Source organism: Streptomyces sp. Tu 3180, from assembly GCF_009852415.1.
In the GTDB taxonomy this organism is placed as follows: Bacteria; Actinomycetota; Actinomycetes; order Streptomycetales; family Streptomycetaceae; genus Streptomyces.
Window position 1 is genome coordinate 4,562,115 of sequence record NZ_WOXS01000002.1, and the last position, 26,301, is coordinate 4,588,415.

General features: G+C 73.3%; 29 protein-coding genes and 1 tRNA gene. 17 read left to right on the plus strand and 13 right to left on the minus strand.

Going from position 1 to position 26,301, the window contains the following annotated elements; all coding sequences use genetic code 11:
* The first annotated feature begins 95 nt into the window (after positions 1–95).
* From GL259_RS21435 to GL259_RS21445, 3 genes are all read left to right on the plus strand, one after another.
* A tRNA-Thr gene (locus GL259_RS21435) sits at positions 96–169 on the plus strand.
* Between the two features lie 428 nt (positions 170–597).
* Positions 598–1,491, plus strand: coding sequence for a glycosyltransferase (locus GL259_RS21440; protein WP_159534983.1), 894 nt, complete (start codon positions 598–600; stop codon positions 1,489–1,491).
* A 374-nt stretch (positions 1,492–1,865) separates the two neighbouring features.
* Positions 1,866–3,845, plus strand: a complete 1,980-nt coding sequence (locus GL259_RS21445) for an AfsR/SARP family transcriptional regulator (protein WP_159534984.1) — start codon at positions 1,866–1,868, stop codon at positions 3,843–3,845.
* A gap of 105 nt (positions 3,846–3,950) precedes the next feature.
* Here GL259_RS21445 and GL259_RS21450 read toward each other — a convergent pair whose 3' ends face one another.
* Positions 3,951–5,648 carry a bifunctional 3'-5' exonuclease/DNA polymerase gene (locus GL259_RS21450; protein WP_159534985.1) on the minus strand — a complete coding sequence of 566 codons (1,698 nt, stop codon included), beginning with the start codon at positions 5,646–5,648 and terminating at the stop codon, positions 3,951–3,953.
* 40 nt (positions 5,649–5,688) lie between these two features.
* Positions 5,689–6,459 carry a Clp protease N-terminal domain-containing protein gene (locus GL259_RS21455; RefSeq protein WP_159534986.1) on the minus strand — a complete coding sequence of 257 codons (771 nt, stop codon included), beginning with the start codon at positions 6,457–6,459 and terminating at the stop codon, positions 5,689–5,691.
* A gap of 86 nt (positions 6,460–6,545) precedes the next feature.
* Between GL259_RS21455 and GL259_RS21460 the strand changes: the two genes are divergently transcribed.
* Positions 6,546–7,664: a DUF2786 domain-containing protein gene (locus tag GL259_RS21460; protein ID WP_243762351.1), complete on the plus strand. Its 1,119-nt coding sequence runs from the start codon at positions 6,546–6,548 to the stop codon at positions 7,662–7,664.
* Between the two features lie 4 nt (positions 7,665–7,668).
* On the opposite strand, the gene GL259_RS21465 is transcribed toward GL259_RS21460, so the two are convergent.
* The 4 genes from GL259_RS21465 to rpmB form a co-directional block, all read right to left on the minus strand.
* Complete coding sequence (locus GL259_RS21465) at positions 7,669–8,187, minus strand: DUF4232 domain-containing protein (protein ID WP_159534988.1); 519 nt, start codon at positions 8,185–8,187, stop codon at positions 7,669–7,671.
* Positions 8,188–8,274: 87 nt separating this feature from the next.
* On the minus strand, positions 8,275–8,820 hold the full coding sequence (locus GL259_RS21470) for a hypothetical protein (protein ID WP_243762352.1): 546 nt from the start codon (positions 8,818–8,820) through the stop codon (positions 8,275–8,277).
* 178 nt (positions 8,821–8,998) lie between these two features.
* Positions 8,999–9,304 (minus strand): 30S ribosomal protein S14, encoded by a 306-nt coding sequence (rpsN, locus tag GL259_RS21475; RefSeq protein WP_159534989.1) that lies wholly within the window; start codon positions 9,302–9,304, stop codon positions 8,999–9,001.
* The gene (gene rpmB / locus GL259_RS21480; protein ID WP_159534990.1) at positions 9,304–9,540 is read right to left on the minus strand and encodes a 50S ribosomal protein L28; all 237 of its coding nucleotides are present in this window, start codon (positions 9,538–9,540) and stop codon (positions 9,304–9,306) included. Before rpmB ends, rpsN begins: the two co-directional genes overlap by 1 nt.
* A 73-nt stretch (positions 9,541–9,613) precedes the next feature.
* Here rpmB and rpmG point away from each other — a divergent pair, with 73 nt between their 5' ends.
* The 5 genes from rpmG (at position 9,614) to GL259_RS21505 (ending at position 11,986) form a co-directional block, all read left to right on the plus strand.
* The gene (gene rpmG, locus GL259_RS21485; RefSeq protein WP_159534991.1) at positions 9,614–9,778 is read left to right on the plus strand and encodes a 50S ribosomal protein L33; all 165 of its coding nucleotides are present in this window, start codon (positions 9,614–9,616) and stop codon (positions 9,776–9,778) included.
* Positions 9,779–9,787: 9 nt separating this feature from the next.
* The gene (locus GL259_RS21490; protein ID WP_159534992.1) at positions 9,788–10,042 is read left to right on the plus strand and encodes a type B 50S ribosomal protein L31; all 255 of its coding nucleotides are present in this window, start codon (positions 9,788–9,790) and stop codon (positions 10,040–10,042) included.
* Complete coding sequence (locus tag GL259_RS21495) at positions 10,039–11,181, plus strand: GTP-binding protein (RefSeq protein ID WP_159534993.1); 1,143 nt, start codon at positions 10,039–10,041, stop codon at positions 11,179–11,181. Before GL259_RS21490 ends, GL259_RS21495 begins: the two co-directional genes overlap by 4 nt.
* 5 nt (positions 11,182–11,186) lie before the next feature.
* Positions 11,187–11,420, plus strand: coding sequence for a 30S ribosomal protein S18 (gene rpsR / locus GL259_RS21500; RefSeq protein ID WP_159534994.1), 234 nt, complete (start codon positions 11,187–11,189; stop codon positions 11,418–11,420).
* A gap of 281 nt (positions 11,421–11,701) precedes the next feature.
* The gene (locus GL259_RS21505) at positions 11,702–11,986 is read left to right on the plus strand and encodes a DUF397 domain-containing protein (RefSeq protein WP_159534995.1); all 285 of its coding nucleotides are present in this window, start codon (positions 11,702–11,704) and stop codon (positions 11,984–11,986) included.
* Positions 11,987–12,125: 139 nt separating this feature from the next.
* Here GL259_RS21505 and GL259_RS21510 read toward each other — a convergent pair whose 3' ends face one another.
* Positions 12,126–12,668: an ATP-binding protein gene (locus GL259_RS21510; RefSeq protein WP_243762353.1), complete on the minus strand. Its 543-nt coding sequence runs from the start codon at positions 12,666–12,668 to the stop codon at positions 12,126–12,128.
* Positions 12,632–12,889: a hypothetical protein gene (locus tag GL259_RS37740; RefSeq protein WP_166461408.1), complete on the minus strand. Its 258-nt coding sequence runs from the start codon at positions 12,887–12,889 to the stop codon at positions 12,632–12,634. Before GL259_RS37740 ends, GL259_RS21510 begins: the two co-directional genes overlap by 37 nt.
* 204 nt (positions 12,890–13,093) lie before the next feature.
* Between GL259_RS37740 and GL259_RS21520 the strand changes: the two genes are divergently transcribed.
* The 6 genes from GL259_RS21520 to GL259_RS21545 all read left to right on the plus strand — a co-directional run bounded on the left by GL259_RS21520 (position 13,094) and on the right by GL259_RS21545 (position 18,601).
* Entirely contained in the window at positions 13,094–13,918 is an 825-nt protein-coding gene (locus tag GL259_RS21520; RefSeq protein ID WP_159538842.1) for a helix-turn-helix transcriptional regulator, read from the plus strand.
* Positions 13,919–13,997: 79 nt separating this feature from the next.
* Complete coding sequence (locus GL259_RS21525; RefSeq protein WP_159534998.1) at positions 13,998–15,458, plus strand: aldehyde dehydrogenase family protein; 1,461 nt, start codon at positions 13,998–14,000, stop codon at positions 15,456–15,458.
* Between the two features lie 124 nt (positions 15,459–15,582).
* Positions 15,583–16,131, plus strand: a complete 549-nt coding sequence (locus GL259_RS21530; RefSeq protein WP_159534999.1) for a DinB family protein — start codon at positions 15,583–15,585, stop codon at positions 16,129–16,131.
* 25 nt (positions 16,132–16,156) lie between these two features.
* Positions 16,157–16,798: a PadR family transcriptional regulator gene (locus GL259_RS21535; protein WP_159535000.1), complete on the plus strand. Its 642-nt coding sequence runs from the start codon at positions 16,157–16,159 to the stop codon at positions 16,796–16,798.
* Positions 16,799–16,871: 73 nt separating this feature from the next.
* Positions 16,872–17,837 carry an ATP-binding cassette domain-containing protein gene (locus GL259_RS21540; protein WP_166461539.1) on the plus strand — a complete coding sequence of 322 codons (966 nt, stop codon included), beginning with the start codon at positions 16,872–16,874 and terminating at the stop codon, positions 17,835–17,837.
* Positions 17,834–18,601, plus strand: coding sequence for an ABC transporter permease (locus GL259_RS21545; RefSeq protein ID WP_159535002.1), 768 nt, complete (start codon positions 17,834–17,836; stop codon positions 18,599–18,601). Before GL259_RS21540 ends, GL259_RS21545 begins: the two co-directional genes overlap by 4 nt.
* Positions 18,602–18,706: 105 nt before the next feature.
* On the opposite strand, the gene GL259_RS21550 is transcribed toward GL259_RS21545, so the two are convergent.
* Together GL259_RS21550 and GL259_RS21555 are read right to left on the minus strand one after the other, a co-directional pair.
* Positions 18,707–20,116, minus strand: a complete 1,410-nt coding sequence (locus tag GL259_RS21550; RefSeq protein WP_159535003.1) for a glutamate decarboxylase — start codon at positions 20,114–20,116, stop codon at positions 18,707–18,709.
* A gap of 96 nt (positions 20,117–20,212) precedes the next feature.
* Entirely contained in the window at positions 20,213–21,499 is a 1,287-nt protein-coding gene (locus GL259_RS21555; protein WP_159535004.1) for an ion channel protein, read from the minus strand.
* 119 nt (positions 21,500–21,618) lie between these two features.
* On the opposite strand from GL259_RS21555, the gene GL259_RS21560 reads away from it, so the two are divergent.
* A complete protein-coding gene (locus GL259_RS21560; RefSeq protein WP_159535005.1) occupies positions 21,619–22,380 on the plus strand; it encodes a MerR family transcriptional regulator in 762 nt (253 codons plus the stop codon).
* A 13-nt stretch (positions 22,381–22,393) separates the two neighbouring features.
* On the opposite strand, the gene GL259_RS21565 is transcribed toward GL259_RS21560, so the two are convergent.
* The gene (locus GL259_RS21565; protein WP_159535006.1) at positions 22,394–22,759 is read right to left on the minus strand and encodes a YbjQ family protein; all 366 of its coding nucleotides are present in this window, start codon (positions 22,757–22,759) and stop codon (positions 22,394–22,396) included.
* A gap of 134 nt (positions 22,760–22,893) precedes the next feature.
* Here GL259_RS21565 and GL259_RS21570 point away from each other — a divergent pair, with 134 nt between their 5' ends.
* On the plus strand, positions 22,894–23,841 hold the full coding sequence (locus GL259_RS21570) for a VTT domain-containing protein (protein ID WP_159535007.1): 948 nt from the start codon (positions 22,894–22,896) through the stop codon (positions 23,839–23,841).
* 29 nt (positions 23,842–23,870) lie between these two features.
* Here GL259_RS21570 and GL259_RS21575 read toward each other — a convergent pair whose 3' ends face one another.
* Both GL259_RS21575 and GL259_RS21580 read right to left on the minus strand, forming a co-directional pair.
* Positions 23,871–25,631: a threonine/serine exporter family protein gene (locus GL259_RS21575; RefSeq protein ID WP_159535008.1), complete on the minus strand. Its 1,761-nt coding sequence runs from the start codon at positions 25,629–25,631 to the stop codon at positions 23,871–23,873.
* A 133-nt stretch (positions 25,632–25,764) separates the two neighbouring features.
* On the minus strand, positions 25,765–26,256 hold the full coding sequence (locus GL259_RS21580; RefSeq protein ID WP_159538844.1) for an inorganic diphosphatase: 492 nt from the start codon (positions 26,254–26,256) through the stop codon (positions 25,765–25,767).
* Between the last annotated feature and the right edge of the window lie 45 nt (positions 26,257–26,301).

Genomic DNA, 26,301 nt, shown 5'->3' on the forward strand with positions numbered 1-26,301 from the left:
GGCACGGGGGCCCGTCTCCGGGGCAGGTGCGAAGCACCCTCGGAAACTGTGTAGACTTACCGACGTTGCCGATCGCACCATGGTGCGGGCAGCGCGCCGCCTTAGCTCAGATGGCCAGAGCAACGCACTCGTAATGCGTAGGTCTCGGGTTCGAATCCCGAAGGCGGCTCTCCGAGAAGGTCCAGCTCCGTGCCCTTGAGCTGGGCCTTTTTCGTTCAGCGGATGCGCCGACGGCGCTGCGCCCGGGCCGCACGAGTGCCGGCGGTCCCCCTCTGGTCTCAGTGGGGCCCGGAACCGGGGTCGACCGCGGCGGGTCGTCGGACCCGCCCACCAGCTGGTGCAGGCGGATCACTCCACGGACGTCACCGCCGGTGACGGGCGGACCGTCACCGCCGCCGGCGGCGGGAGTCGGTTCCGTGAGCACGCCGCCGCCGGCCCGGCCCCGACTCGGTGAACACCCGCCCCGTCCCGCTCCGTAGGAAGGGGTGTGTCCGGCGACGCGGCGCGTGGGCGGCCGTGCGGCCTACTACGGGAGACCGCGGCGTGAACGGCTAGCATCGCGGGCACAGTCGTCGGCCGGGATGGTGAGGTGAGGACATGGAGCCGCCGAGGATCGCCGTCGCCGTGGTGACCATGGGGAACCGGCCCGCCGAAGTGGACGCGCTGCTGGAGTCCGTGGCCAAGCAGGACGTGCCGCCCGCGCGGATCGTGATCGTGGGCAACGGCTGTCCGCTGCCCGAGTTCGCCCGGCGGCTGTCGCTGCCCGGCGAGGTCGCCACCGTCGAACTGGACGAGAACCTCGGTTGCCCGGGCGGGCGGAACGCGGCGATCGCGCGACTGCGGGAGTTCGGGGACGTGGACGTCGTCGTCGAACTGGACGACGACGGTCTGCTCGTCGACGCCGATGTGCTGCGCCGCGTGCAGGAGCTGTACGCCGCCGACGAGCGGCTCGGGATCGTCGGCTTCCGGATCGCCGACGAGCTGGGGGAGACGCAGCAGCGGCACGTGCCCCGGATCGGGCGGTCGGATCCCCTGCGGGGCGGGTACGTCACCGGGTTCCTCGGCGGCGGGCACGCGCTGCGGATGGCGATGCTCGACGAGATCGGCGACTGGCCCGCCGCGTTCTTCTTCGCGCACGAGGAGACCGACCTCGCCTGGCGCGCGGCCGACGCCGGATGGCGGATCCTGTACGCGCCCGAGCTGCTGCTCCGGCACCCGAGGACCTCGCCCGCCCGGCACGCCATCTACTACCGGGTGAACGCCCGCAACCGGGTCTGGCTGGCCCGCCGGCGGCTGCCGTTCGCGCTCGTCCCCGTGCACCTGGGGGTGTGGGTGCTGCTCACCCTGCTGCGGAACCGGTCGGCGAGGGGGCTGCGGGCCTGGTTCGCCGGGTTCGCGGAAGGGGTGCGGGAGCCGGCCGGGGAGCGGCGGGCCATGCGCTGGCGGACGGTGTGGCGCCTCACCCGGCTGGGACGGCCGCCGGTCATCTGATCCGGCGGGGACGGCCACCGGTCATCCGGTTCGGCCGGGACGGCCGCCGGTCGCCTGGCCCGGGGGCCCGCTCGTCCGACCTGTGAGGCAAAAGGACGAGGGTCCCGGTCGTTCACCTCTGCCGACCGGGGGCCCTCGTGCGCGGACCGGAGTGCGGCGGCGACACTCCCCCGAGCTGCGCTTTCCACGCGCGCGCCGTCGTACCGGACCCGATGTAGTGATCACATCAGATGTTGCCAACGGATCGCTAACATGTGGCCCGTGGTTCCCCGTTGAGCCATCCGCGACCGGTGGTGATCGGCGGTCGGGCGGACACCGGGGACCCGCCGGGTCCGGAGCGGGTCCGGGGCACGGGCGGAAGGCAGTGGTGCGGCGTGACACGGCGCGAGCTGCGGTTCGGCCTGCTGGGGACACCGGTTCTCTACGAGGGCGGCACGGAGGGCGGGGGCGGCCCCGAGGGGGATCCCCGCTCCGTCGCCGGGGACGCGGCCCGGGCCGTCCGGTCCGTCCGGCCGATAGGCAGCCCCAAGCTGCGCGTCCTGCTCGCCGCGCTGCTGCTCGACGCCGGGCGCGTCGTCTCCGTGGAGGCGCTGAAGGACGCGATGTGGGGCGCGGCGCCGCCCCCCTCCGCGCAGCCCTCGCTGCACAATCACGTGGCCCGGCTGCGGCGGTTGCTCGACGACCCCGAGCGGCTGGTCACCGCGCCGACCGGGTACCTGCTGCGCGTCGGGCAGGGGGAGCTGGACGTCCATGTGTTCGACGCCCGTGCCGCCGCGGCCCGCGCCGCGCACACCGGGCGCGACTGGCGGCGCGTGGTGCGCGAGTGCACGGCCGCGCTCGCGCTGTGGCGGGGGACTCCGCTGGCCGGGCTGCCGCCCGAGGTGGGCGGGTACGCCTTCGTGCGGCGGCTGGGCGAGGCGCGGCTGCTGCTCCTGGAGCGGCGGTACGACGCCGAGCTCGCCCTCGGCGGGGGGCGCCTGGCCGGGCTCGTGCCCGAGCTGACGGCGCTGGCCGCCGAGCACCCGCTGCGGGAGGCGTACCACCGCCAGCTCATGCTCGCCCTCCACCGCACCGGCCGCCGGGCCGAGGCGCTCGCCGTCCACCGCGATCTGCGGGCCCGCCTGGTGGAGGAACTCGGCGTCGAACCGGGGGCGGGGGTGCGGGAGGCGCACGTGGAGGTGTTGCGGGGGACCGCCGCGCCGGCCGGGTCCGACGTCCGGCCCGTCCTGTCCGTGGTGCCCGGCGCGCCGACGGAAGCGGCGGGACCCGGCGCCGGTGCCGTGCCCGCGCCACTCCGGCCCGCCCAACTGCCGCCTCCTCCCGCCCACTTCACCGGCCGTGCCGACGTGCGGGGTGAGCTGCACCGGGTGCTGGCTCCGCGGTCGGGCCCGTTCGGGTCCGCCGTCGCCGTCATCAGCGGTACGGCCGGGGTGGGCAAGAGCGCGCTCGCGCTGCACGTCGCCCATGCGCTGGCGGAACGTTTCAGCGATGGTCAGCTCTACGTCAACCTGCACGGCGCGACCCCCGGCATGGCCCCCCTCACCTCCGCCCAGGCCCTCGGCGCGCTCCTCCGCGACCTCGGCACCGACCCCGGCGCCGTCCCCGGGAACCCGGACGCCGCGGCCGCGTTGCTGCGCTCCCTGCTCGCACCGACCCGCACCCTCCTGGTACTGGACGACGCCGCGAACGCCGCACAGGTGCGGCCGCTGCTGCCGGCCGGCCCCGGCTGCGCGGTGGTCGTCACCAGCCGCTCACCGCTCACCGCGCTCGACGGGGCCGCCCGGTTCCCGCTCCCCCCGCTGACCGACGAGGACAGCGCCGCCCTGCTGCGCGCGGTCTCCGGCCGCGGCGACCTCGGCGCCGGCCACCCCCTCGTCAGGCTCACCGGCCGGCTCCCCCTGGCCCTGCGGATCGTCGCGGCCCGGCTCGCCGCGCGGCAGGTCCTCACCCCGGACGCGCTCGCCGGTCAGCTGTCGGCCACGGAGAGCCGGCTTCCCCACCTGGAGTACGACGACCTCAGCGTCCGCCGCTCGCTGGCCGTCGCGTACGACGCGCTGGCCGCCTCCGAACGCGAGGCCGACCGGGACGCGGCCCTCGTCCTGCGCCGCATCGGGGCGCTCGACCTGCCCGGGTACGGCGCGCCCCTGCTGGCCCGCCTCACCGGTACCGACGAGCGCCGCGCCGAGGCCGCGCTGGACCGGCTCGTCGACGTGGCCCTGCTGGAGGAGACGGCGTACGGCCGCTACGTACCCCACGACCTGGTCCGCGACTTCGCCCGCGAACTCGCCGGCGCCGCCGGCGGCCCGGACCGGGACGCCGGCACGGTCTGCTCCTGCGCGGGCGGGGGCGCATGAGGGCCGGGGGAGCCGCCGGCGGGCGACGTCAAGGGCCGCGTCAAGGACGACATCCGCGACGACACCAGCGGCGGCACCCGGCGTGACACGCCCGCCCCCCGCCGATCACTTGGCGTCGGCGTAGCACTCCACCACCGCGGTCGTGAACGGGAAACGGACCGGTGTCCGCCCGAACGTCAGCCGGCCCGCCAGGTCCGCGGCCTCCTGGATCGCCGCCACCACCGTCTCGGTCTCCTCCTCGGGACAGTGCACGATCACCTCGTCGTGCTGGAAGAAGACCAGTTCGGCCGCCATGTCCGCCAGGGTCCGCCGCAGCGCGGCGAGCAGCAGCAGGGCCCAGTCGGCGGCGCTGCCCTGGACGACGAAGTTGCGGGCGAAGCGGCCGCGGGCGCGGGCGTCGCTCGAGGCGTGGCCCGGCGCCCACGGCCGGCCGCCGTCGGTCTCCTCCCCGGCGGCGTCGGCGACCGGGATGCCCGCCTCCTCCACCGCGTCCTCCGTCGTGCGGGCGGCCGGCGGGCAGGTGCGGCCCAGCCAGGTCCGTACGAGCCGGCCCTCCTCGCCCGCGCGGGCGGCCTCGTCGACGTAGGCCACCGCCCGGGGGAAGCGGCGTCTGAGCGCGGCGAGGTTCTTCAGGCCGTCGCCCGAGGTCTGGCCGTAGACCGCGCCGAGGACGGCGATCTTGGCCCGGTCGCGGTCGCCGGAGAAGGCGCGGTCGGACACCGACTGGTACAGGTCGGTCTCCCGGCCGGCCACCTCCATCAGCCCGGGGTCGCGGGAGATGGCCGCCAGCACCCGCGGCTCCATCTGGTCGGCGTCGGCGACGACGAGCCGCCAGCCCGGGTCGGCGACGGCCGCGCGGCGGATCACCTTGGGGATCTGCAGGGCGCCCCCGCCGTTGGTCACCCAGCGGCCGGTCACGGTCCCGCCCGCGTGGAACTCGGGCCGGAACCGGCCGTCGCGCACCCAGTCCTGGAGCCAGGACCAGCCGTGGGCGACCCAGATCCGGTACAGCTTCTTGTACTCGAGCAGCGGCTTCACGGCCGGGTGGTCGACGGACGCGATCTCCCACCGGCGGGTCGAGGAGATCTTGACGCCGGCCTGCGCGAAGGCCCTGACGACGTCGGCCGGCAGATCGGGCCGCACCCGGCGGCCGAAGGCGGCGGACACCTCGTCGGCGAGCTCGGCCAGCCGGCGCGGCTCGCCGCCGCCCGCGTACCGCTCGCCGAGCAGGTCGTGCAGCACCGCGCGGTGCACGTCCGCCCGCCAGGGCAGCCCCGCGTGGTTCATCTCGGCGGCCACCAGCGTCCCCGCCGACTCGGCCGCCGTCAGCAGCCGCATCCGGTCCGGGTGCGCGGTCCGGTCGGTGCGCCGCTGCTGCTCGGCGTAGACCGCGAGGAGGTCCGTCAGCGGCAGCGGGGTGCCCCGGGGTTCGAAGAGGGGTGACTGCGCGCCCGGTTCGGCCGGGCGCTGCGGCGGATCGGGCGGCACGGGGCCGCCGCGCAGCCGGGCCAGGGCGGCCGCGGCCGAACGGGGTTCCCCGTGCCGTCCCTCGTGACCGAGCAGGAGCGTCTCGGCGGCCTCGACGTCGTAGCACCGCTCCACTCGCACCCCCGTGGCGAGCAGGCGCGGGTAGACCTCGGCGGTGGACCGCCACACCCACCGCGTGACGCCGGGACGGCTCCGCACGGCCTCGGCGGGATCCGCCTCCCGCCGCACCGGGCCGGCGGGCAGCCCGTCCGGGCCGAGGGGGGCGACGTCCACGCCACCGTCCTCGGCCGGGGCGAGCACCCACCGGTCGGCCATGTACGCGAGTGTGGCAGGGGGGTCTGACAACGGCTCCGGATCAGCCCTCCCGCGGGGTCCGCTGCTCCTGTTCGCCCTGCCCGCCCTCCTTCCGTGCCTGCAGGAACCGCGCCAGCATCTCGGTGACGTACCGCTCGGTGGCGGCCTTGTCGACACCGAGGCCGCTGAGGACGCCCTCGCCGTTCTCGTGCTCCAGCAGGGCGAGCAGGAGGTGCTCGGTGCCGACGTAGTCGTGGCCGAGGCGGAGGGCCTCGCGGAAGGTGAGTTCCAGGACCTTCTTGGCCGCCGGGCCGTACGGCACCAGCTCGGGGGCGTCCTCGACGGCCGGCGGGAGCGCCGCGGACGCGGCCTCGCGGACCGCCTCCGGGGTGACGCCCTGCTCGGCGATCGCCTGCACGGCGAAGCCCTCCGGCTCGGCCAGCAGTCCGAGGACCAGGTGCTCGGGGACGCCCTCGGCGTTGCGCGCGGCCTTGGCCTCGTTGTGCGCGGCCATCACCGCGTTGCGGGCGCGGGGCGTGTAGCGGTTGAAGCCCTGGTTCGGGTCGAGGCCGGCTCCCTCCTTCGGCACGAAGCGCTTCTGCGCCGCCTGCCGGGTGACGCCCATGCTCTTGCCGATGTCCGTCCAGGAGGCGCCCGAACGCCGGGCCTGGTCCACGAAGTGGCCGATCAGGTGGTCGGCCACCTCACCGAGGTGCTCACCCGCGAGCACCGCGTCCTGGAGCTGTTCGAGGGGCTCCTCGTGGACCTTCTTGATGGCCTCGATGAGGTCGTCGAGACGCACGGACGATGTGATTCCGGGGTTCGTGGTCATGTGTCAACCGTAAGTTGACAGTCAAGGGGTGTCAACCGCGAGTTGACATCTTCGGGTGGATGCCCCGGGCGTGGCACGATCGGCTCGTGAGTACGCCCAGCACCGTCGACCGCGCCCTGCGGACCGCTCTCCACGACGCCACCGACGAGACCCTCGACACCGGCGCGTCGCTGCTCGCCGCCGATCCCGCGTCCGACGCCGAACTCGACCTGAGAGGGCGGGAGTTCGTGGCGGCGGCCTGGCGGCGCGGCTGGCAGCCGGCCGACGTCGTGCGGATCGTGCGGCGGGAGCTGGACGACGTGCACGTGCGGCTCGTCTCGGCGCTGATCCGCGCCCAGGCGCCGCACGACCGGCCCCGCGGCCCCCGCTGGAAGGCCCAGCTCGACGGGCTGGAGGCCGGGGACGTGCCGCGCGCCGACCGCTTCTCGTACGCCACCGCCGTCCTGGAGCTGTACCGGCTGCTGCTGCGCCTGCCCGCCCTGGAGTCCCTCGACGAGGCGGCGACGGGTCCGCGGGACCGGCGGCCGGAGTCCCGCGTGCTCGGCCGCATCCGCGCGCTGCTGGCGAAGGCGGAGGCGACCGGGTTCCCCCAGGAGGCGGAGGCGCTCAGCGCCAAGGCGCAGCAGCTGATGGCGCGGCACAGCGTCGACGAGGCGCTGCTCGCGGCGCAGGCGCCCGCGCCCGATGCGCCGGACGCCTGCCGGATCGGGGTGGAGCCGCCGTACGAGCAGGCCAAGGCGGTGCTGCTGGACGCGGTCGCCACCGCGAACCACTGCCGGGCCGTGTGGAACGAACCCCTCGGCTTCTCCACCGTCGTCGGCTTCGCCTCCGACCTGGAGGCGGTCGAACTCCTCTACACCTCGCTGCTGGTGCAGGCGACCACGGCGATGACCGGGGCGGAGGCGGCGCAGCGGGCCGGCGGACGCAAACGGACCAAGACCTTCCGGCAGTCCTTCCTCGCGGCCTACGCCCACCGCGTGGGGACGCGCCTCGCGGCCGCCGCCGAGAGTCAGGTGAGCGACGACCTGCTCCCGGTGCTCGCCTCCCGCGAGGTCGCGGTCACCGACCGGACGGACCGCCTGTTCCCGGAGACGACCACCACCCGGCTGCGCGGGGTGAGCGACGCGGCGGGCTGGGAGGAGGGCGCGCGGGCGGCGGACGACGCGCGGGTCGGGACCCGCCCCCGGCTGCCCCGGAACGGGTGAGGCGTCAGTCGCCCGCCTGCTGGTAGGCGCTCACGGAGGCCTGGTGCCCGCCCTCGCCGTCGGACGCGACCGGGCCGTACGACCAGCGGAAGGTCCGGGTGCCGGGATCGCCGGGGAGGACGACGCGCAGGTCCTCGGCGTCGAGGGCGCCGTCGCCGCGCGGACCGCGCACGTAGACGATGCTGAAGGACGCGGAGTCGCCCTTGGCCAGGGTCAGCTTCTGCGCCGTGGCGCCCTCGGCCGGCGGCAGGTCGAGGACGGCGGAACCGCCGGCGCCGGCCAGGCGCACCTCGGGGAAGCCGTCCAGGGTGCAGGTGGCGCCCCGGTTGGTGAGGGCGACGGGCACCTCACCGGTGTCGCCGGCGGCCGGGGCGACGCTCGCGGGGCCGGCCTCCACGCTCACCTGGCCGAGCGAACACGCTGTGCTGGTGCTCTTCTGCTTCCCGTCGTCGCCCGTGTCGTCGCAGGCGGTCAGCAGGAGGAGTGCGGCGAGGGCGGGGACGGCGATCGGTGGGGTGCGCATCAGGGATCCTCTGGAGTCGTGGAGGTGCCCCCAGATCATCACGCACGCGGCGGCGGATCCGCCGCCGGCCCCGCCGACCGGTCCGCCCTACGACCCGAGCCCCGCCGTCGGCAGACCCGTCGGCAGCTTGCCGCCCTCGGCCTTCGTGTACGTCTCGGTGCCCGGGGCGCCCTGCCAGGTCACCTTCAGGGAGGACGCGCCGGCGGGGACGACCGTGCCGTTGGTCCGGTCCTCGCTGCCGTCGGCGCACTTCAGGCGGATCGTGTGCGTCCCGGACTCCTCCCGCGCGGTGCCGCTGCACACGGTGCCGCCGGTGGCGAAGAGGGCGGCCTGCTCGCCGGTGACCATCAGCGCCACGGCCTTGCCCCCGGCCGTGGTGAGCCAGCTGCCCTCGAGTTCGCCGGCCGGGGACGCGCCCGCGCCGGAACCGCCCGTGCCGCCGCCGGTGCCGGCGGTCGCCGTGACGGAGGGGGTGGCGGACGGGGTGGGGGCCGCGGAGTCCTCGCCGGAGTCGCCGCCGTCACCGCACCCGGTGAGGACGAGCGCGCCCGCCAGCCCCGCGGCCGCGGCCGCCGCGCGCACCCGTCGGCGTGCCGCCCCGCCTCGCGGGCACGAGGGACGCGAGAAGGTCACCGAAGCCACCGAAGTCACTGCAAGCCCCCAAGCTGTAGCCGGCCCCGACGGCCGGGACGAACGGCAGTCAGCTAACAGGACCCGCCCCGCACTCCACCAGACCCCGCCGGCCCCAGTGACACACCTCGCACCGCCCGCCGGTCCCCGCGCGCACGGGCGGCGGCGGGGCCCGCCGGGACTACCAGGACGCCTTGCGCACGCCCGGCAGGTACCCCGCGTGCGCCTGCGCCCGCAGACTCACCCGGGACAGCCCGAACGCCCGGAGGTACCCGCGCGGGCGCCCGTCCGTCCGGTCCCGGTTGCGCACGCGCGTGGCGCTCGCGTCGCGCGGCTGCCCGCGCAGCTCGCGCCGCGCGGCCGCCCGTTCCTCCTCCGTGGACGACGGCCGCCGGACGATCTCCTTCAGCTCGGCCCGCCGGGCGGCGTACCGCGCGACGGTCTCCCGCCGCTGCTCGTTCTTAGCGATCTTGCTCTTCTTCGCCATCAGACCTTCTCCCCGCGGGCGCGGATGCGGGCCACGGCCGCCTCGACGCCGATCGCGTCGACGGTCCTGATCGCCCTGGCGCTCAGCCGCAGCCGCACGTACCGGCCCTCGCCCGGCAGCCAGTAGCGCTTGGTCTGGATGTTCGGGTCGAAGCGGCGGGACGTGCGCCGGTGGGAGTGGGAGATCCGGTTGCCGAAGCCGGGCTGTGCGCCGGTCAGCATGCAGTGCGCGGACACCAGTGGTGCACCTCTCTCGAAGCCGTTCCCACAGCATTATGCAAATGGGAATCATTTTCAGTAATGTAGCAGCATGGCACGCAACGAACTCCGTCCGGTCGTCACGCTGCGGTCCACCGCCGGGACCGGCTTCACCTACGTCACCCGCAAGAACCGCCGCAACGACCCCGACCGCCTGACGCTGCGCAAGTACGACCCCGTCGCCGGCCGTCACGTCGACTTCCGAGAGGAGCGCTGAACAGCCGCCATGCGCAAGGGAATCCACCCGCCCTACGGCCCCGTCGTCTTCCGCGACCGCGCCGCCGGCCACGCCTTCCTCACCCGCTCCACGATGACGAGCGAGAAGACCGTCGAGTGGGAGGACGGCCGCACCTACCCGGTCGTCGACGTCGAGATCTCGAACGTCAGCCACCCCTTCTACACCGGCACCGCGCGCGTCCTGGACACCGCGGGCCGCGTGGAGCGCTTCGAGCGCCGGTACGGCAAGCAGGGGGCGTCGTGACGCTGTCGGTGGTGATCGTCGGCGGACTGCACGCCGACGCCCGCAGGGCCGCCGTCGCGCGGCTGCTCGCCGACGTGCCCGGCAGCGTCGCACTCCACCACGACCTGGAGACGGCCGTCACCGGCACGGTCGTACGGACCGTCCGGGACGCCCGCGGCGTCCGGTCCACCGGCGAGACCCCGCTCGTCGACGACTGCGCCTGCTGCGCCCTGCGCGAGGACCTCCTCCCCGAGCTCGAACGTCTCGCGGACGCCGGGGACACCCCGCTCGCGATCGTCGAGCTGTGGGACTCCGTCGAGCCGAAGGCCATGGCGGAGGTGATCAGCGCGGGCGGCCTCACCGTCACCGGGGTGATCACCGCCGTCGATCCGGCCCTGCTGCTGCCGTACCTGGGCAACGGCGACGACCTCGCCGAGGGCGGGCTCGCCGCCGCGCCCACCGATCGGCGCACGGTCGCCGACACCTTCGCCCGCCAGCTGGAGTACGCGCCCGTCCTGGCCGTCGCCGACTCCCCGGAGGCCGACGACGAGGACCGCGAGCTGCTCGCGCAGCTGCACCCGACGGCCCACCGGGTCCCGGTCGGCGGCCCGGCCGGCGGCTCCTCGCTCCTCGTGGCCGCCGCGCTCGCCGGCTTCGACGTGGAGGCGGCCGCCGCGGCCCAGCACCCCGCGTGCGCGCTGCTGCCCGCCGAGGCCGACGCGCACGGTGTCTCCACCCTCGTCTGGCACCGTGACCGCCCCTTCCACCCGGAACGGCTCTACGCCGCCCTGGAGGACCTGGCCTGCGCGGCGGCCCGCAGCCGGGGCCGGTTCTGGCTCGCCGACAAGCCGGACACGCTGTTCCACTGGGACGCGGCGGGCGGCGCCCTGTGCGTGGAGAGCGCGGGCCCGTGGCTGGGCTCGCTGCCCGACGCGGCGTGGGAGCTGGTCCCGCCGGTGCGCCGGGCCGCCGCCGCGCTGGACTGGCACCCCGAGCACGGCGACCGCTGCCAGCACCTGGTCTTCACGTCCCCCGGACTCGACCGCGACGGACTCCTGCGGCTCCTGGAGTCCTGCCTGCTGACCGACGCCGAGTACGCCGCCGGGCGCGACGCCTGGCAGCGGCTGCCGCACTCCTTCGACACCCTCCTGGAGGTCTGACCGCCGTGCCCCGCAAGCCCGACCGCAAGCCCGCCCGGTCCCGCCCCAATCCCCTGGACCAGGCCGGGATCACGTACATCGACTACAAGGACACCGATCTGCTGCGGAGGTTCGTCTCCGACCGGGGCAAGATCCGCGGCCGCCGCGTCACCCGGGTGAGCGCCCGGCAGCAGCGGCAGCTGGCCAGGGCGATCAAGAACGCGCGCGAGATGGCGCTGCTGCCCTCCTCGGCACGCTGAGGCGAGGACGGGGGAGAGGGCGCACGTCCGCCGGCCCGAGGAGGGAACAAAGGGAAACACATCGGAACACGACGGCCCCCGCGTGCGTCTCTAAGGTGAGCGGGGGCGGTGGAGCGTCCGTCGAAGCGGTCGCCGAGCGGCCGGTGCGGCTGTAACCGCAGGACCACCCCGCGTGCACGTGCATCTGCTCGCGCATCTGCACATGAACAAAGCTATGATCCGGGTCAGTTGACTACTGCATCAATGGCCACACCAGCCAGTGCACCAGCGGGGAGCGACCTGTGGACCACGACGTGTACGACGGTGACGGGTACGACGGTGCCGACGCGTTCGGCGTGTACAACGGCATGGCGGCCACCAGGCTGGACGGCGTGGCCTGGCAGAAGAGCCGGCACAGCAACTCGCAGGGGTCCTGCGTGGAGTTCGCCCGGCTGCCCGGCGGGGAGGTGGCCGTGCGCAACTCCCGCTTCCCCGACGGTCCCGCGCTGGTCTACACCCGCGCGGAGATCGAGGCGATGCTGCTGGGCGTGAAGGACGGGGAGTTCGACCACCTCGTCGCCGGCTGACGCGCCCCGGGGCGGACGTCCGCCCCGGGGCGTTCCGCACGGTGTCCGGGAGGCGGTGACGCGGGCGGTGGCGCGCCCGGGGACGCGCGCGGGGCCGCGGCGCCGGGAAGCGCCGCGCCCCTTCATGCGCCGGTGCGGGTCATGCGCCGGTACGAGCGCAGGGGTGCCCGGCGGGGCGGTGGAGCCGGAACAGTGCCCAGACCACCTTGCCCCTGAGCGCGCCCGCCATGGGGTGCCAGCCCCAGCCGTCGCTGAAGGAGTCCACCAGGAACAGCCCGCGGCCCGACTCGGCGGAGAAGTCGTCCGGGTCGCGGGTGACGGGGCTGTCGTCGCTGAGGTCGCGCACCGCGCACACCAGCCGCTCGGTCCACCGCATCAGGTGCAGCCGCACCGGCGGCTCCTGTCCCCCCGGCGGATCGCAGGGGGCGGTCCGCAGGGCCTCGCCGGAAGGGCGGTGGTGGGTGAAGGGCAGGCCGTGCCGCAGGGCGTTGGTGACCAGTTCGGACACCACCAGGCACACGTCGTCGAAACGGTCGCCCAGATCCCAGTCGTCGAGCGTCGTGCGGGTGAACCGCCGGGCCTCACGGACCGCTTCGTGCCGGGCGGGAAGGGCGCAGGAGGCGGCGTCGGAGGCGGCCGCGAGGTTCAGCGGCGGAAGGCCCTGCCGTAACGGCTCGAGCATGGTCGATCCATTCGTCCCCATGCGAGGCACTCCCGGAATTCGCGGTCGTAGCGATGCGGCGGTGGTGCGGAGACCATGGTTTCGGATGCGTACAGCAGATGCAAGGGCAGATGCACGTGCAGCTGACCGAAATCGACCTTCCCGTGCCGGTTGTTGGCCAATTTTTCCGTCATCTTCGCGTCCTCTTCCGGCTGTCCTCTTGCCTCCTTCTTGCTCCTCACTTGTCCCTTCCCCGCCCTTCCCCGCCCTTCCCCGCCCTTCCCCGCCCTTCCGCGTCCCTCCCCGAGCGGATCCGCGGCCGGATTCCGTTTCCGTAACCGGGCGAGTACTGCTCGAAGTGTTTTAGTGGCAGACTGCGGGCCCTGAAGACGTTGGGGAGGCTGGCGAACGTGAGCGCGGGAGAGCCGGGATCGGTGGTGCGGCGCATGCTGCTCGGATCACAACTCAGGCGACTGCGTGAGGCGCGGGGGATCACGCGTGAGGCGGCGGGCTATTCGATCCGCGCCTCGGAATCGAAGATCAGCCGGATGGAGCTGGGCCGGGTGAGCTTCAAGACCAGGGATGTCGAGGACCTGCTGACGCTGTACGGCATCACGGACGAGCAGGAGCGCGCCTCGCTGCTCTCCCTCGCCAAGGAGGCCAACATCGCGGGCTGGTGGCACAGTTACTCGGACGTGCTGCCCAGCTGGTTCCCCACCTACGTGGGCCTGGAGGGCGCGGCCTCCCTGATCCGGGCGTACGAGGTGCAGTTCGTGCACGGTCTGCTGCAGACCGAGGAGTACGCCCGCGCGGTGGTGCGGCGCGGCATGAAGGGCGCGAGCGAGGCCGACGTCGAACGGCGGGTGGCGCTGCGCCTGGAGCGGCAGAAGTACCTGGTCTCGGAGAACGCCCCCGAGTTCCACGTCGTCCTCGACGAGGCCGCCCTGCGCCGGCCGTACGGCGACCGCGAGGTGATGCGCGGCCAGCTCCAGCACCTGATCGAGGTCTCCGAGCGGCCCAACGTCCGTCTGCAGGTCATGCCGTTCAGCTTCGGCGGCCACTCCGGGGAGTCCGGCGCGTTCACCCTCCTCAGCTTCCCCGAGTCCGACCTGTCGGACGTCGTGTACCTGGAGCAGCTCACCAGCGCGCTGTACCTCGACAAGCCCGAGGACGTCGCCCAGTACGAGAGCGCGCTCAAGGAGCTCCAGCACGACAGCCCGGGTCCGTCGGAGAGCCGGGACCTTCTCCGGGGTCTCCTCCAACTCTCTTGAAACACAAGTACGATGACGTGCGATCAGGCAACGAAGTCGATCAGTGCTCCGCTGATGCAGCCAGGGATTGAGGGATCGCATGTCGTCGTACTTCACCGACCTCGCTCAGCAGTACATCGACGGTGAGTGGCGCCCGGGCAGCGGCTCCTGGGACATCATCGACTTCAACCCGTACGACGACGAGAAGCTCGCGTCGATCACCATAGCCACGGTCGACGAGGTCGATCAGGCGTACCGGGCGGCCGCCCGCGCCCAGAAGGAGTGGGCGGCGACCAACCCGTACGCCCGCCGCGCGGTGTTCGAGAAGGCGCTCAGGCTGGTGGAGGAGCGCGAGGAGGAGATATCCGAGGCGATCGTCGCCGAGCTCGGCGGCACGCGCCTGAAGGCCGCCTTCGAACTGCACCTCGCCAAGGAGTTCCTGCGCGAGGCGGTCCACCTGGCGCTGCGCCCCGAGGGCCGGATCATCCCCTCGCCGGTGGACGGCAAGGAGAACCGCGTCTACCGCGTCCCCGTCGGGGTCGTCGGCGTGATCAGTCCCTTCAACTTCCCCTTCCTCCTGTCGCTGAAGTCGGTCGCCCCGGCCCTCGCGCTGGGCAACGGCGTGGTGCTCAAGCCGCACCAGAACACGCCGGTCGTCGGCGGCTCGCTGGTCGCGAAGATCTTCGAGGACGCGGGCCTGCCCGGCGGCCTGCTGAACGTCGTCATCACCGACATCGCGGAGATCGGCGACGCCTTCCTGGAGCACCCGGTCCCGAAGGTCATCTCCTTCACCGGCTCCGACCAGGTCGGCCGCCACGTCGCCACCGTGTGCGCCTCCCTCTTCAAGCGGTCGATCCTCGAACTCGGCGGCAACAGCGCCCTGGTGGTCCTCGACGACGCCGACCTCGACTACGCGGTCGACGCGGCCGTGTTCAGCCGCTACGTCCACCAGGGCCAGGTCTGCATGGCCGCCAACCGGGTGCTGGTCGACCGCTCGGTGGCCGAGGAGTTCACCGAGAAGTTCGTCGCCAAGGTGAAGTCCCTCAGGGCCGGCGACCCGCGCGACCCCGCCACCGTCATCGGCCCGGTGATCAACTCCCAGCAGGCGGACGCCCTGACCGGTGTCGTCGAGCAGGCCCTCGCCGAGGGCGCGACCGCCCTGGTGCGCGGCGCCCGCACCGACAACCTGGTCGAGCCGTCCGTGCTGACCGGCCTGCCCGCCGACTCCCCCCTGCTCCGGCAGGAGGTCTTCGGTCCGGTCGTCTTCCTCGTCCCGTTCGACGGCGAGGAGGAGGCCGTGCGCATCGTCAACGACACCCCGTACGGGCTGAGCGGCGCCGTGCACACCGGTGACGTCGAGCGCGGCGTGAACTTCGCCAAGCAGATCGACACCGGCATGTTCCACGTGAACGACGGCACCGTGCACGACGAGCCGATCGTCCCCTTCGGCGGCGAGAAGCACTCGGGCATCGGCCGGCTGAACGGCGACACGATGCTGGACGCCTTCACCACGGTGAAGTGGATCTCGGTCCAGCACGGCCGGAGCGGCTTCCCGTTCTAGTCCTCCGCACCGGATTCCGTGTCCGGCGGACCATCGAGGACAGGACCTGACCTCGATGGTCCGTAGCGTCGTCGGTGTCAGGAAGAGAGCCCCCGAGGGGGCGACCCGGCGAAAGGCGACGGTCATGGTCACTCACGTTCCCGCGGAAGAGCACGGCGACGGGCGCGGCGCGCTCCTCTCCTTCCTCGCCGAGCAGCGCGGCGGCATCCGGCGCGCGGTGCTCGGGCTGACGGACGAGCAGGCGTCGGCGAGGCCCAGCGCGAGCGAACTCAGCCTGGTCGGTCTGGTCAAGCACGTCGCCGAGGTCGAGCAGGGCTGGGTGGCCCGGGCGAAGGGCGAGGAGCCGGCCGTCCAGCGGGACGCGTCCACCTGGGACGAGACCTTCCGGCTGACCGGCGGTGAGACGCTCGAGTCGCAGCTGGCGTACTGGGAGAAGGTCGCCGCCGGGACGGAGGCGTTCATCCGCTCGGTGCCCAGCCTCGACGACACCTTCGCGCTGCCGGACCAGCCCTGGTTCCCCCCGGAGGGGCGCGTGTCGATGCGCTGGCTGTGCCTGCACCTGATCCGCGAGACCGCCCGGCACGCGGGCCACGCCGACATCATCCGCGAGTCCCTGGACGGCGCGACCGCCTTCGAGCTGGTCGCGAAGGAGCAGGGCGGCTCCTGGGGGTGACCGCCCGCGGCCTACCCTGGACCGCATGTCAGTGATCCGTCTCCTCGTGCTCGGCGCGGTGCGCCAGCACGGGCGGGCCCACGGCTACCAGGTGCGCAACGACCTGGAGTACTGGGGCGCGCACGAGTGGTCCAACGCCAAGCCCGGCTCGATCTACCACGCCCTGAAGCAGATGGCCAAGCAGGGACTGCTGCACGCGCACGAGATCGCGCCGTCCACGGCCGGGGGCCCGCCGCGCACGGAGTACGAGATCACCGAGCAGGGCACCGAGGAGTACTTCCGGCTGCTGCGGGAGTCCCTGACCTCCTACGACCAGAAGCCGGACGTGCTCTCGGCCGGGCTCGGCCTCATGGTCGACCTCGAGCGGGAGGAGGCCCTCGCCCTCCTGGGGCAGCGGATGCGCGCCATCGGGGAGTGGCGCGACTCCGTCACCACGTACTACACGCCCGAGGACGGCCCCGGTCAGCTGGGCCACATCGGGGAGATCATGGACTTCTGGGTCCGCTCGGCCGACTTCGGCGCCGAGTGGACCCGCGGTCTCATCGAGCGCATCCGGGGCGGCGCCTACACCTTCGCCGGCGAGGGCGAGCCGTTCGTCGGTGTCCTGGCCGAGGGCGAGGAGAACCCGTACGCGACAGGGGAGCGGCATCCCGGGGACGCCCACTGATCAAGTTTGACCAATGAGGAGCGCGGGCATACCCTCAGCCGGGTAGTCAACTTTGACTAGCGAGGGAGTCCCAGTGGCCGACGCGGCGATCACCGTCGAGGAAGCACGCAAGACGTACGGCGGAAGGAGCGGCGCACCCGCACTGGACGGGCTCGACCTCACGGTCGCGCGCGGCACGGTGCACGGGGTGCTCGGACCGAACGGCGCGGGCAAGACCACCCTGGTCCGGGTCCTGGCCACCCTGCTGCGGCCCGACGCGGGCCGGATCGAGGTGGCGGGGCACGACGTGGTGCGCGAGGCGTACGCCGTGCGCCTGCGCATCGGCCTGCTCGGCCAGCACGCGGCGCTCGACGAGGAGCTCGGCGGCCGGCAGAACCTGGAGCTGTTCGGGCGCCTGCACCACCTGGGCGCGCGGCGGGCACGCGCGCGTGCCGGCGAACTGCTGGAGCGCTTCGAGCTCACCGGCACCGGACGCAAGCCGGTGAAGCAGTACAGCGGCGGCATGCGGCGCCGCCTGGACCTCGCCGCCTCACTGATCACCGAACCGGAGGTGCTCTTCCTGGACGAACCGACCACCGGCCTCGACCCGCGCGGCCGCGCGGAGGTGTGGGAATCGGTCCGCTCCCTGGTCGGCGGCGGCACGACGGTCCTGCTCACCACCCAGTACCTGGAGGAGGCCGACCAGCTCGCCGACCGCATCTCGGTCGTGGACGCCGGCCGGGTCGTCGCCGACGGCACGGCGGACGCGCTCAAGGCGGCGACCGGCGGCGACCGCATCGACGTCGTCCTGCGCGACGCCGGGCAGCTGGGCACGGCCGTCGCCCTGCTGCCCGTGCCGAAGGACCAGATCACGGTGGACACCGACCGCCGGATGCTCAGCGCCCCCGTCACCGACCGCATGGCGGCCCTGACCGGGGTCGTCCGCGCGCTGGAGGAGGCCGGCGTCGAGGCCGAGGACATCGCCCTGCGCAGGCCCACGCTCGACGAGGTCTTCCTGCGCCTGACCGGGCACGACGACCGAGTGAAGGAGGCCGCATGACCACCGTGCCGTACGCCCTGACCGACTCCTGGACCATGACCCGCCGCGAACTCGCCCGCTGGGGGCGGCAGCCGGTCACGGTGGTGGTGAACCTGGTCTTCCCGGTGATGCTGCTGCTGATGTTCGGCTACCTGGTCGGCGGCGGCCGGGGGGTGAGCGGCGCGTACCTCGACTTCCTGGTCCCCGGCATGCTCGCGCTCACCATGGCCTTCGGCCTGGAGGGCACGATGGTCGCCGTCACCCAGGACCTGGGCAAGGGCGTCGTCGACCGCTTCCGCTCGATGCCGATGGCCGACGGCGCGGTCCTGGTGGGCCGTGCCGCCGCCGACATGCTCCAGTCGGTGCTCGGCCTGGCGGTGCTGCTCGCCGTCGCCGCCGCGCTCGGCTGGCGCCCCCACGGCGGCCCGGCCGGTCTGCTGGGCGCCGTGGGGCTGCTCCTGCTGTTCCGCTTCGCCATGCTGTGGATCGGCATCCACCTGGCGCTGGTGGCCGGGAAGCCCGAGATGGTGTCGGCCGTGCAGATCCTGGTCTGGCCGGTCGGCTTCCTGTCCAACGCCTTCGCCGCACCCGAGTCCATGCCCGGCTGGCTGGGCACGCTCGTCCAGTGGAACCCCCTGTCCCAGACCGCCACGGCCGTCCGCGACCTCTTCGACAGCCCCGGCGGGGAACCGGGGCACGTGTGGGCCGCCGTCGTGTGGCCCCTGGTGCTGCTCGCGGTGTTCTTCCCGCTGGCGGTACGGAGGTTCGCGCGGCTCAGCCGGTAGGGCCCGCCCCGGCGGACCCCGGGGTCCGCCGTCCGGACCAGGTCGCAGGGCACCGGCGGTGACGTGCCGGGCCCCGCGTCCGCGGCATGGTCCGAACGACGGGCCCTAGTGGTGGAAGCCGGTGGCCGCGTCCCTGTCGCGGGTGAGGGGGCGCGGCTGCCCGCGCAGCTCCGGCAGCAGCCGGGCCAGGTCGTCGGCGAACAGGCCGGCGAGGTCCTCGGAGAAGCCGTTGCGGCACACCACCCGCAGCACCGACAGGTCCTGACGGTTCGCCGGGAAGGTGTACGCGGGCACCAGCCAGCCGTGCTCCCGCATCCGCCGGGAGACGTCGAACACGTCGTACGCGGTCACGTCGTCGGCGGTCGTGAAGGCGAACACCGGCAGCTGGTCGCCCCGGGTCAGCAGCCGGAAGTCGCCGAGCGCCCCGATCCGTGCGGCGAGGCCCCGGGCCACGTCCCGCGCGGCCTGCTGCACGGCCCGGTAGCCCGCGCGGCCCAGCCGCAGGAACGTGTAGTACTGCGCCGCCACCTGCGCGCCCGGCCGGGAGAAGTTCAGCGCGAAGGTCGGCATGTCGCCGCCCAGGTAGTTCACCCGGAAGACCAGTTCCTCCGGCAGCGCGTCCGCGTCCCGCCACAGCGCCCAGCCGACGCCCGGGTAGACCAGTCCGTACTTGTGCCCGGAGGTGTTGACCGACGCCACGCGCGGGAGGCGGAAGTCCCACACCAGGTCCTCGTCGAGGAAGGGCGCGACCATCGCGCCGGACGCCCCGTCGACGTGCACCGGGACGTCGAGGCCGGTGCGCTCCTGGAGTTCGTCCAGCGCCGCGCACAGTTCGGCGATCGGCTCGTACGACCCGTCGAAGGTGGACCCCAGGACGCCGACGACCCCGATGGTGTCCCCGTCGCACAGCCCGGCGGCGGCCTGCGGGTCGAGGTGGAACCGCTCGCCCTCCATGGGGACCCGGCGGGCCTCCACCTCCCAGTAGGTGCAGAACTTCTCCCAGCAGACCTGGACGTTGACGCCCATGACGAGATTCGGACGGGCGTCCTTGGACGGGTACCGGCCGGCGTTCCTGCGCGCCCAGCGCCGCTTCAGCGCCATCCCGGCGAGCATGCACGCCTCGCTCGAACCGGTCGTCGAACAGCCCACGGCCGCCGACGGATCGGGCGCGTGCCACAGGTCCGCGAGCATCGCCACGCACCGCCGCTCCAGCTCGGCGGTGCGCGGGTACTCGTCCTTGTCGATCATGTTCTTGTCCCGGCACTCCGCCATCAGGACGCCGGCCTCCGGCTCCATCCAGGTGGTGACGAAGGTGGCCAGGTTCAGCCGCGCGTTGCCGTCCAGCATCAGCTCGTCGTGCACCAGTTGATAGGCCGTCGAGGGCGCCATGGGCGTCTCGGGCAGCCGGTGCAGGGGCGGCGCCTCGGTCATGTCCCCGACCGGGTTGGCCGGCCCGAGGAAGGGGTTGACGGACAGGGGCCGCCCGTCGTGCTGCGGGCCTTCGTGAAGCGGCATGGATGCCTCCGGGTCTCGGGAGCGGGCGGGAGGGACAGGGGAGGGGGAGGGGCGAGGAAGGCGGGGACGGACGCGCCGGCGAGGACGGGACGGCGGTCACCGGACCGCCGTCCCGTCCGCCCGCAGCTGCATCTGCGGGCGGCCCGTGACCAGCAGCCAGGCCGGCAGGGAGGCGAGGCACAGGAGCGTGAGGATTCCCGGTGAGGCGACCAGGACGGCGGCGACGAACAGGCTCATCCAGCCCTGCCGGGTGATGGCCAGCAGGATCCCCAGCACCCCCGCCGACACGCCCACCGCCGGGTGCACCCCGGGCACCAGGGCGTGCGCGCACAGCCCGAGCGCCGTGCCGACGAACACCGCCGGGAAGATCCGCCCGCCCCGGAAGCCGCAGGACGCGGCGACGAGCAGCGCGGCCAGCTTCACCACCGTCATCGTCGCGAACCCGCCCGCCGACCAGCCGTCGGGATCGTGTGCCAGCTCCGCGACCTCGTCGAGCCCCTTGAACAGCGTCAGGTGCCCGCCCAGGGCCGCCAGGGCGCCCAGCACCGCACCGCCGGCCGGAAGCATCAGCATCGGGTGCCGCAGCCGCCGGAACGCCCCGTGGACGTACGGGAAGGCGTACACGGCGCACATCCCGAGCAGCGCGCCCGCCGGGGCGATCACGAGCGCCGCCAGCAGGTCGCCCCAGCCGGGCCGTCCGAACGACGGCAGGTGCAGGTCGAAGTGCGGATCCGCCAGCAGCGAGGCGGTGAGCGCACCGGCCCCCGCGGCGGCCAGCGGCGCGAACAGGCTGTCCCACAGCCGTCCCTTGACCCGCTGCCCCGCCAGCGCCTCGGAGATGACCAGCGCGGCGGCCACCGGCGTGCCGAACAGCGCGCCGATCGTCGCCGCCTCCGCCAGCGCCACCCAGCCGCGTTCCGGCGCCCGGGGGAAGGCCCTCGTGCCCAGCCGGACCGCGAGGGAGACGTTCACGGCGATGATCGGGTTCTCCGGTCCGAGGCTCGGCCCGCCGGCCAGCATCAGGGCGGCGGCCAGCAGCAGCCCCGGCAGCACCGCGGGCGGCAGCACGGGCGCGTCGAGACCGGTGGTCGCCGGATCGGGGCCCGCGTGCCCCGGGACCCTCCACACCACCAGCCCCACCGCGATCCCGGTGGTGACGAGCACCGCGAACATCCAGGGCACGGAGTACCGGCCGATCCCCAGCGCGTCCGGCAGGTCCTGCCACAGCACGTCCTGGAGCTCCCCGGCCGCGGCGCTCACCCCCAGCAGGACCAGGCTCGCCGCCACGCCCACGAGCAGCGCCGGGACGAGGGTCGGCAGCAGGGCGCGTGCCGGAGTCGCCGGGGCGGTGGAGGGTGACTGCTGTGCGCTGTCCTGGGCCACGGGCACAAGATAGGCGGACCAAAGGCGCAAATCCGGCACAACATCCGGGGAAGTGTTCGGCTTGCACCTCACGCGGCGTGAGGATCCAGGGTGGAGGGCGTACCGAGAAGGGAGCGGAAGTGAGCTACTCCGTGGGACAGGTGGCGGGCTTCGCCGGCGTCACGGTGCGCACCCTGCACCACTACGACGACATCGGCCTGCTCGTCCCGAGCGAGCGCAGCCACGCGGGCCACCGGCGTTACGGCGACGCCGACCTCGACCGGCTGCAGCAGGTCCTGTTCTACCGGGAGCTCGGCTTCCCGCTCGAGGAGATCGCCGCCCTGCTCGACGACCCGGACGCGGACCCCCGCGCGCACCTGCGCCGCCAGCACGACCTGCTGACCGCCCGGATCGAGAAGCTGCAGAAGATGGCGGCGGCCGTCGAACACGCCATGGAGGCGCGCAACATGGGCATCAACCTCACGCCCGAGGAGAAGTTCGAGGTCTTCGGGGACCACGACCCCGAGCAGTACGAGGACGAGGTGCGCGAACGCTGGGGCGACACCGACGCCTACCGGCAGTCGCAGCAGCGCGCCGCGTCCTGCACCAAGGAGGACTGGCAGCGGATCCAGCGCGAGGCCGACGAGGTCACCCGGCGCTTCGTCGCCCTGATGGAGGCGGGCGAACCCGCCGACTCCGAGGCGGCGATGGACGCCGCCGAGGAGCACCGCCGGTGGATCTCGCGCAGCCACTACGACTGCGGGTACGAGATGCACACCTGCCTCGGCGAGATGTACGTGGCCGACGAGCGGTTCACCCGCACCATCGACAAGGCGAGGCCCGGTCTCGCCGCCTACCAGCGCGAGGCGATCCTCGCCAACGCCGCCCGGCACACCGCGTGAGCCCCTGGCCCGGTCACTCCCGGGCCAGGACCACCGCCGTGCCGTACGCGCACACCTCGGTGCCCACGTCGGCCGCGTCCGTCACGTCGAAGCGGAACGCCAGCACGGCGTCGGCACCCCGCGCGCGTGCCTGCTCGACCAGCCGCTCCATGGCCTGGTTGCGGGTCTCCACGAGCGTCTTGGTCAGCCCCTTGAGCTCGCCGCCGACCATCGACTTCAGGCCGGCCCCGATCTGGCTGCCGAGGTGCCGGGACCGCACGGTCAGACCGAAGACCTCACCGAGGACCTCCTGCACCCGGTACCCCGGGACGTCGTTCGTCGTGACCACCAGGACGTCGGGCCGTGGCCCCTGTCCGCCGCCGTGTTCCTCGATGCCCATGGCTCCCAGCTTCACCCCGGGCGGGCCACAGTGCATCCTGGGTACCCCCGTGGAACCCGGGTCCTGACGGTTGCGTTGATAGTTTGGGCAACCAGCCCGGCCCTTATCCCCCAAGCAGCAGGAGCCACATCCCCGTGACCACCCTTGCGCTCGGCCCCGAGTGGCTGAGCCCGGACTACCTGATCGAGACCTTCAGCCTTCCCGGCATCCTGCTGATCGTCTTCGCGGAGTCCGGACTCTTCGCGTTCCTGCCCGGTGACTCCCTGCTGTTCACGGCGGGGCTCTTCGTGGCCGAGGGCAACTACATCAGCCAGCCGCTGTGGCTGGTGTGCACGCTGATCGTGCTGGCCGCCGTCATCGGCGACCAGGTCGGATACATGATCGGCAAGTTCTTCGGACCCCGGCTGTTCAGCCGGCCGAACTCCAAGCTCTTCAAACAGGAGAACCTGGAGAAGGCCCACGAGTTCATGGAGAAGTACGGCCCCAAGGCGATCGTCCTGGCCCGCTTCGTCCCGATCGTGCGCACCTTCGCCCCCATCGTGGCCGGCGCCGGCCGCATGAAGTACCGCACGTTCCTCACGTACAACGTCATCGGCGGCATCGCCTGGGGAACCGGCGTCACCCTCGCCGGGTACTGGCTCGGCCAGATCGAGTTCATCAAGACCAACGTCGAGGCGATCCTCATCCTGATCGTCTTCGTCTCCGTGGTCCCGATCATCATCGAGTACCTGCGCGAGCGCGGCAAGAAGAAGCGCGCCGCCGCCGAGGCCCCGGCCGCCCCGCAGCAGCCGCAGTACGCACGGCACCCCCAGGCCCCCGTCATGGACGACGCCACGACCCAGCTGCGCCGCATCACCCCTGACCGGCAGCCGCCCCGGCAGACCGCCCACCAGCCCTACGGCAACCAGCACCAGGGCTACCCGCAGCAGCACCCCCAGCACCCCCAGCACCCCCAGCACCCCCAGCAGCCGTACGGCAACGGCCAGTACCACGGCCAGTACCCGCAGGGCCCGGGCCAGGGTCAGGAACAGGGCCAGGGCCCGGGCTACCACCAGCAGCAGCCGTACAACGGCGGTTACTGAACCGGAACCGGACCGGGGACGCGGGGCGGCTAGAAGCCCCGCGTCCGCTTGGCCGCCCTGCGCTTCTCGGCGGAGCCGATCCGCAGGAACAGGCGCGAGATCTCCGAACCGAGGTTCACCCCGATCGCGATGGCCATGGCCAGCGCCACGGCCTTCGTGAGGGACACCAGCCCCGAGTCGACCTCGCTCTGGGCGATCCCCAGCAGACCGAAGTACGTGGCGGAACCGGGCAGCAGCGGTCCGATCGCCGCCGTGGTGTACGGCAGCGCGGACGCGAACCGGTACCGGGCCAGCAACTGCCCGAACAGGCCCACCACACCCGCCGCCACGGCCGTGGACGCCACCGGCGAGATGCCGCCCGCGTAGTGCATCGCCCCGTACACCACCCACGCGACCCCGCCGTTCAGGGTCACCATCAGCACGGTGGACCGTTCCTGCTGGAGCAGCACCGCGAAGGTCAGCGACAGCAGCATCGACGCGGTGATCTGCCACACCGGCCGCTCGGAGACGCCGAGCGCCGCGTCCGGGTTCAGCTTGGCGCCCAGCTGCACGCCGAAGTACAGCACCGTCAGCACCCCGGTCACGATGCCCACGAAGAAGTACAGGACCTCCAGCAGGCGCGCGGACGCGGTGATGTAGAAGCCGGTCAGACCGTCCTGCACGCCCGCCACCAGCGCCCGCCCGGGCAGCAGCGCGAACAGCCCGCCGGTGATCACCGCGGACGCCTTCACGTCCGCGTGCGCCAGCGTCAGCGTCACCCCGATCGCGGCCGGCGGCATCGCGGCCGCCGTGAACTGGTAGAACTCCGGCAGCCCGCGCCCCGCGCACAGCCAGGCCAGCCGGTCGCCGAGCATCGCGCCGACCGCGGCGGCCAGGAACACCAGGAAGTTACCGCCGACCAGCACCGAGGCGGCCCCCGCGAGCAGCCCGCTCGCCCCGGTCAGCACCCAGCCGGGGTACGGGTGCCGGTTGCGGCGTATCTCCGCCAGCCGCCGGTAGGCCTCCTCCAGGGAGACGTGCGTCTCGTCGTCGCTGAGGTCGTCCACCAGCCGGTACACGGCCGCCAGCCGGGTGTAGTCGGGGCTGCGGCGGCGCACCGTGCGCGACGCGGTCACCGGGTCGTCGACCAGGGACGGCTGGTAGGAGATCGACAGCAGGGTGAAGGTGACGTTGGGCTCGCAGCGGTCCAGGCCGTAGGAGCGGCACACGGCGAACATCGCCGCCTCCACGTCCTCGGCGCCCTCACCGCCCGCCAGCAGCAGCTCCCCGATCCGCAGGGTCAGGTCGAGGACGCGCGGCACCGCGGGACCGGCCTCGTCGTGCCGCTGCACCGGCTCCGGCGCCGGCCGCTCGGTCACCGGCATGCGCAGCATCGTGCGCATCCGGTCCTGCCAGGGAACGTCCTTGGTCAGGCTGACGAGCGGTATCCCGCTCGGCGGGGTGAACGCCGGCGGCGGCTGCCTGGAGCTGTAGGTGCTCGGCGGGCTGAACGCCGACCCCTCCGCCTCGGCCGGCTGCGGCGGAGCCACGTCCAGTCCGTCCGGGACGGCGAACTCGGAGGTCGTCTCGGAGTCCGTACCGGTCCTCGGGACGGCCAGCCCCTTGGGAAGGGCGAACTCGGAGGTCGTCTCGGAGTCCGTACCGCTCCTCGGGACGGCCCGCCCCTTGGGGAGGGCGAACTCGGAGGTCGTCGACGACTCGGCCTCGGCCGGCGCCGCCCGGCCCCGGGGAGGCGCGAAGGCGCTCCTCGCCTCGTCCGACTGCGGCTTGCGGTCCTCCGCGTCCGTCACTTGCCCTGCGCTCCCTGTACGACGTACGGCACCGCCCGTGAGCCTGCCCCCGCCCAGTATGCGCACGCACAGCAGGACGGGCCGCACGCGCACGCGTGCGACCCGTCCTGCGACTGGCGCGGGGGCCGGAGGCTCAGTGGCCGCCCTGCTCCTCGAAGCGCTTGTAGGACCGCTCGATCTCGGCCTCGGCGTCCACCCGGCCCACCCAGTTGGCGCCCTCGACCGACTTGCCCGGCTCCAGGTCCTTGTAGACCTCGAAGAAGTGCTGGATCTCCAGGCGGTCGAACTCGGACACGTGGTGGATGTCCCGCAGGTGCTCCACGCGCGGGTCCGTCGCCGGGACGCACAGCAGCTTGTCGTCGCCGCCGGCCTCGTCCGTCATGCGGAACATGCCGATCGCGCGGCAGCGGATCAGGCAGCCCGGGAAGGTCGGCTCGTCGAGGATGACCAGCGCGTCCAGCGGGTCGCCGTCCTCGCCGAGGGTGTTCTCGACGAAGCCGTAGTCGGTCGGGTAGGCGGTCGAGGTGAAAAGTCGACGGTCCAGGCGGATCCGACCCGTCTCGTGGTCCACCTCGTACTTGTTCCGCGAACCCTTCGGGATCTCGATCGTGACGTCGAACTCCACCGGTGGCTCCTCCATGATCAGCACATAGTTCTGGTGGTTAAGTGT

Bases quoted from the DNA above. Each gene is read 5' to 3' on its own strand.
- GL259_RS21510 (WP_243762353.1), bottom strand. From the start codon at position 12,668: ATGCTCGAGCCGTTACGGCAGGGCCTTCCGCCGCTGAACCTCGCGGCC.
- GL259_RS21550 (WP_159535003.1), bottom strand. From the start codon at position 20,116: ATGCCGCTTCACGAAGGCCCGCAGCACGACGGGCGGCCCCTGTCCGTC.
- GL259_RS21455 (WP_159534986.1), bottom strand. From the start codon at position 6,459: ATGACCACGAACCCCGGAATCACATCGTCCGTGCGTCTCGACGACCTC.
- rpmG (WP_159534991.1), top strand. From the start codon at position 9,614: ATGGCACGCAACGAACTCCGTCCGGTCGTCACGCTGCGGTCCACCGCC.
- GL259_RS21490 (WP_159534992.1), top strand. From the start codon at position 9,788: ATGCGCAAGGGAATCCACCCGCCCTACGGCCCCGTCGTCTTCCGCGAC.
- rpsN (WP_159534989.1), bottom strand. From the start codon at position 9,304: ATGGCGAAGAAGAGCAAGATCGCTAAGAACGAGCAGCGGCGGGAGACC.
- GL259_RS21545 (WP_159535002.1), top strand. From the start codon at position 17,834: ATGACCACCGTGCCGTACGCCCTGACCGACTCCTGGACCATGACCCGC.
- GL259_RS21520 (WP_159538842.1), top strand. From the start codon at position 13,094: ATGCTGCTCGGATCACAACTCAGGCGACTGCGTGAGGCGCGGGGGATC.
- GL259_RS21530 (WP_159534999.1), top strand. From the start codon at position 15,583: ATGGTCACTCACGTTCCCGCGGAAGAGCACGGCGACGGGCGCGGCGCG.
- GL259_RS21450 (WP_159534985.1), bottom strand. From the start codon at position 5,648: ATGGCCGACCGGTGGGTGCTCGCCCCGGCCGAGGACGGTGGCGTGGAC.
- GL259_RS21465 (WP_159534988.1), bottom strand. From the start codon at position 8,187: ATGCGCACCCCACCGATCGCCGTCCCCGCCCTCGCCGCACTCCTCCTG.
- GL259_RS21535 (WP_159535000.1), top strand. From the start codon at position 16,157: ATGTCAGTGATCCGTCTCCTCGTGCTCGGCGCGGTGCGCCAGCACGGG.
- GL259_RS21440 (WP_159534983.1), top strand. From the start codon at position 598: ATGGAGCCGCCGAGGATCGCCGTCGCCGTGGTGACCATGGGGAACCGG.
- GL259_RS21525 (WP_159534998.1), top strand. From the start codon at position 13,998: ATGTCGTCGTACTTCACCGACCTCGCTCAGCAGTACATCGACGGTGAG.
- GL259_RS21565 (WP_159535006.1), bottom strand. From the start codon at position 22,759: ATGGGCATCGAGGAACACGGCGGCGGACAGGGGCCACGGCCCGACGTC.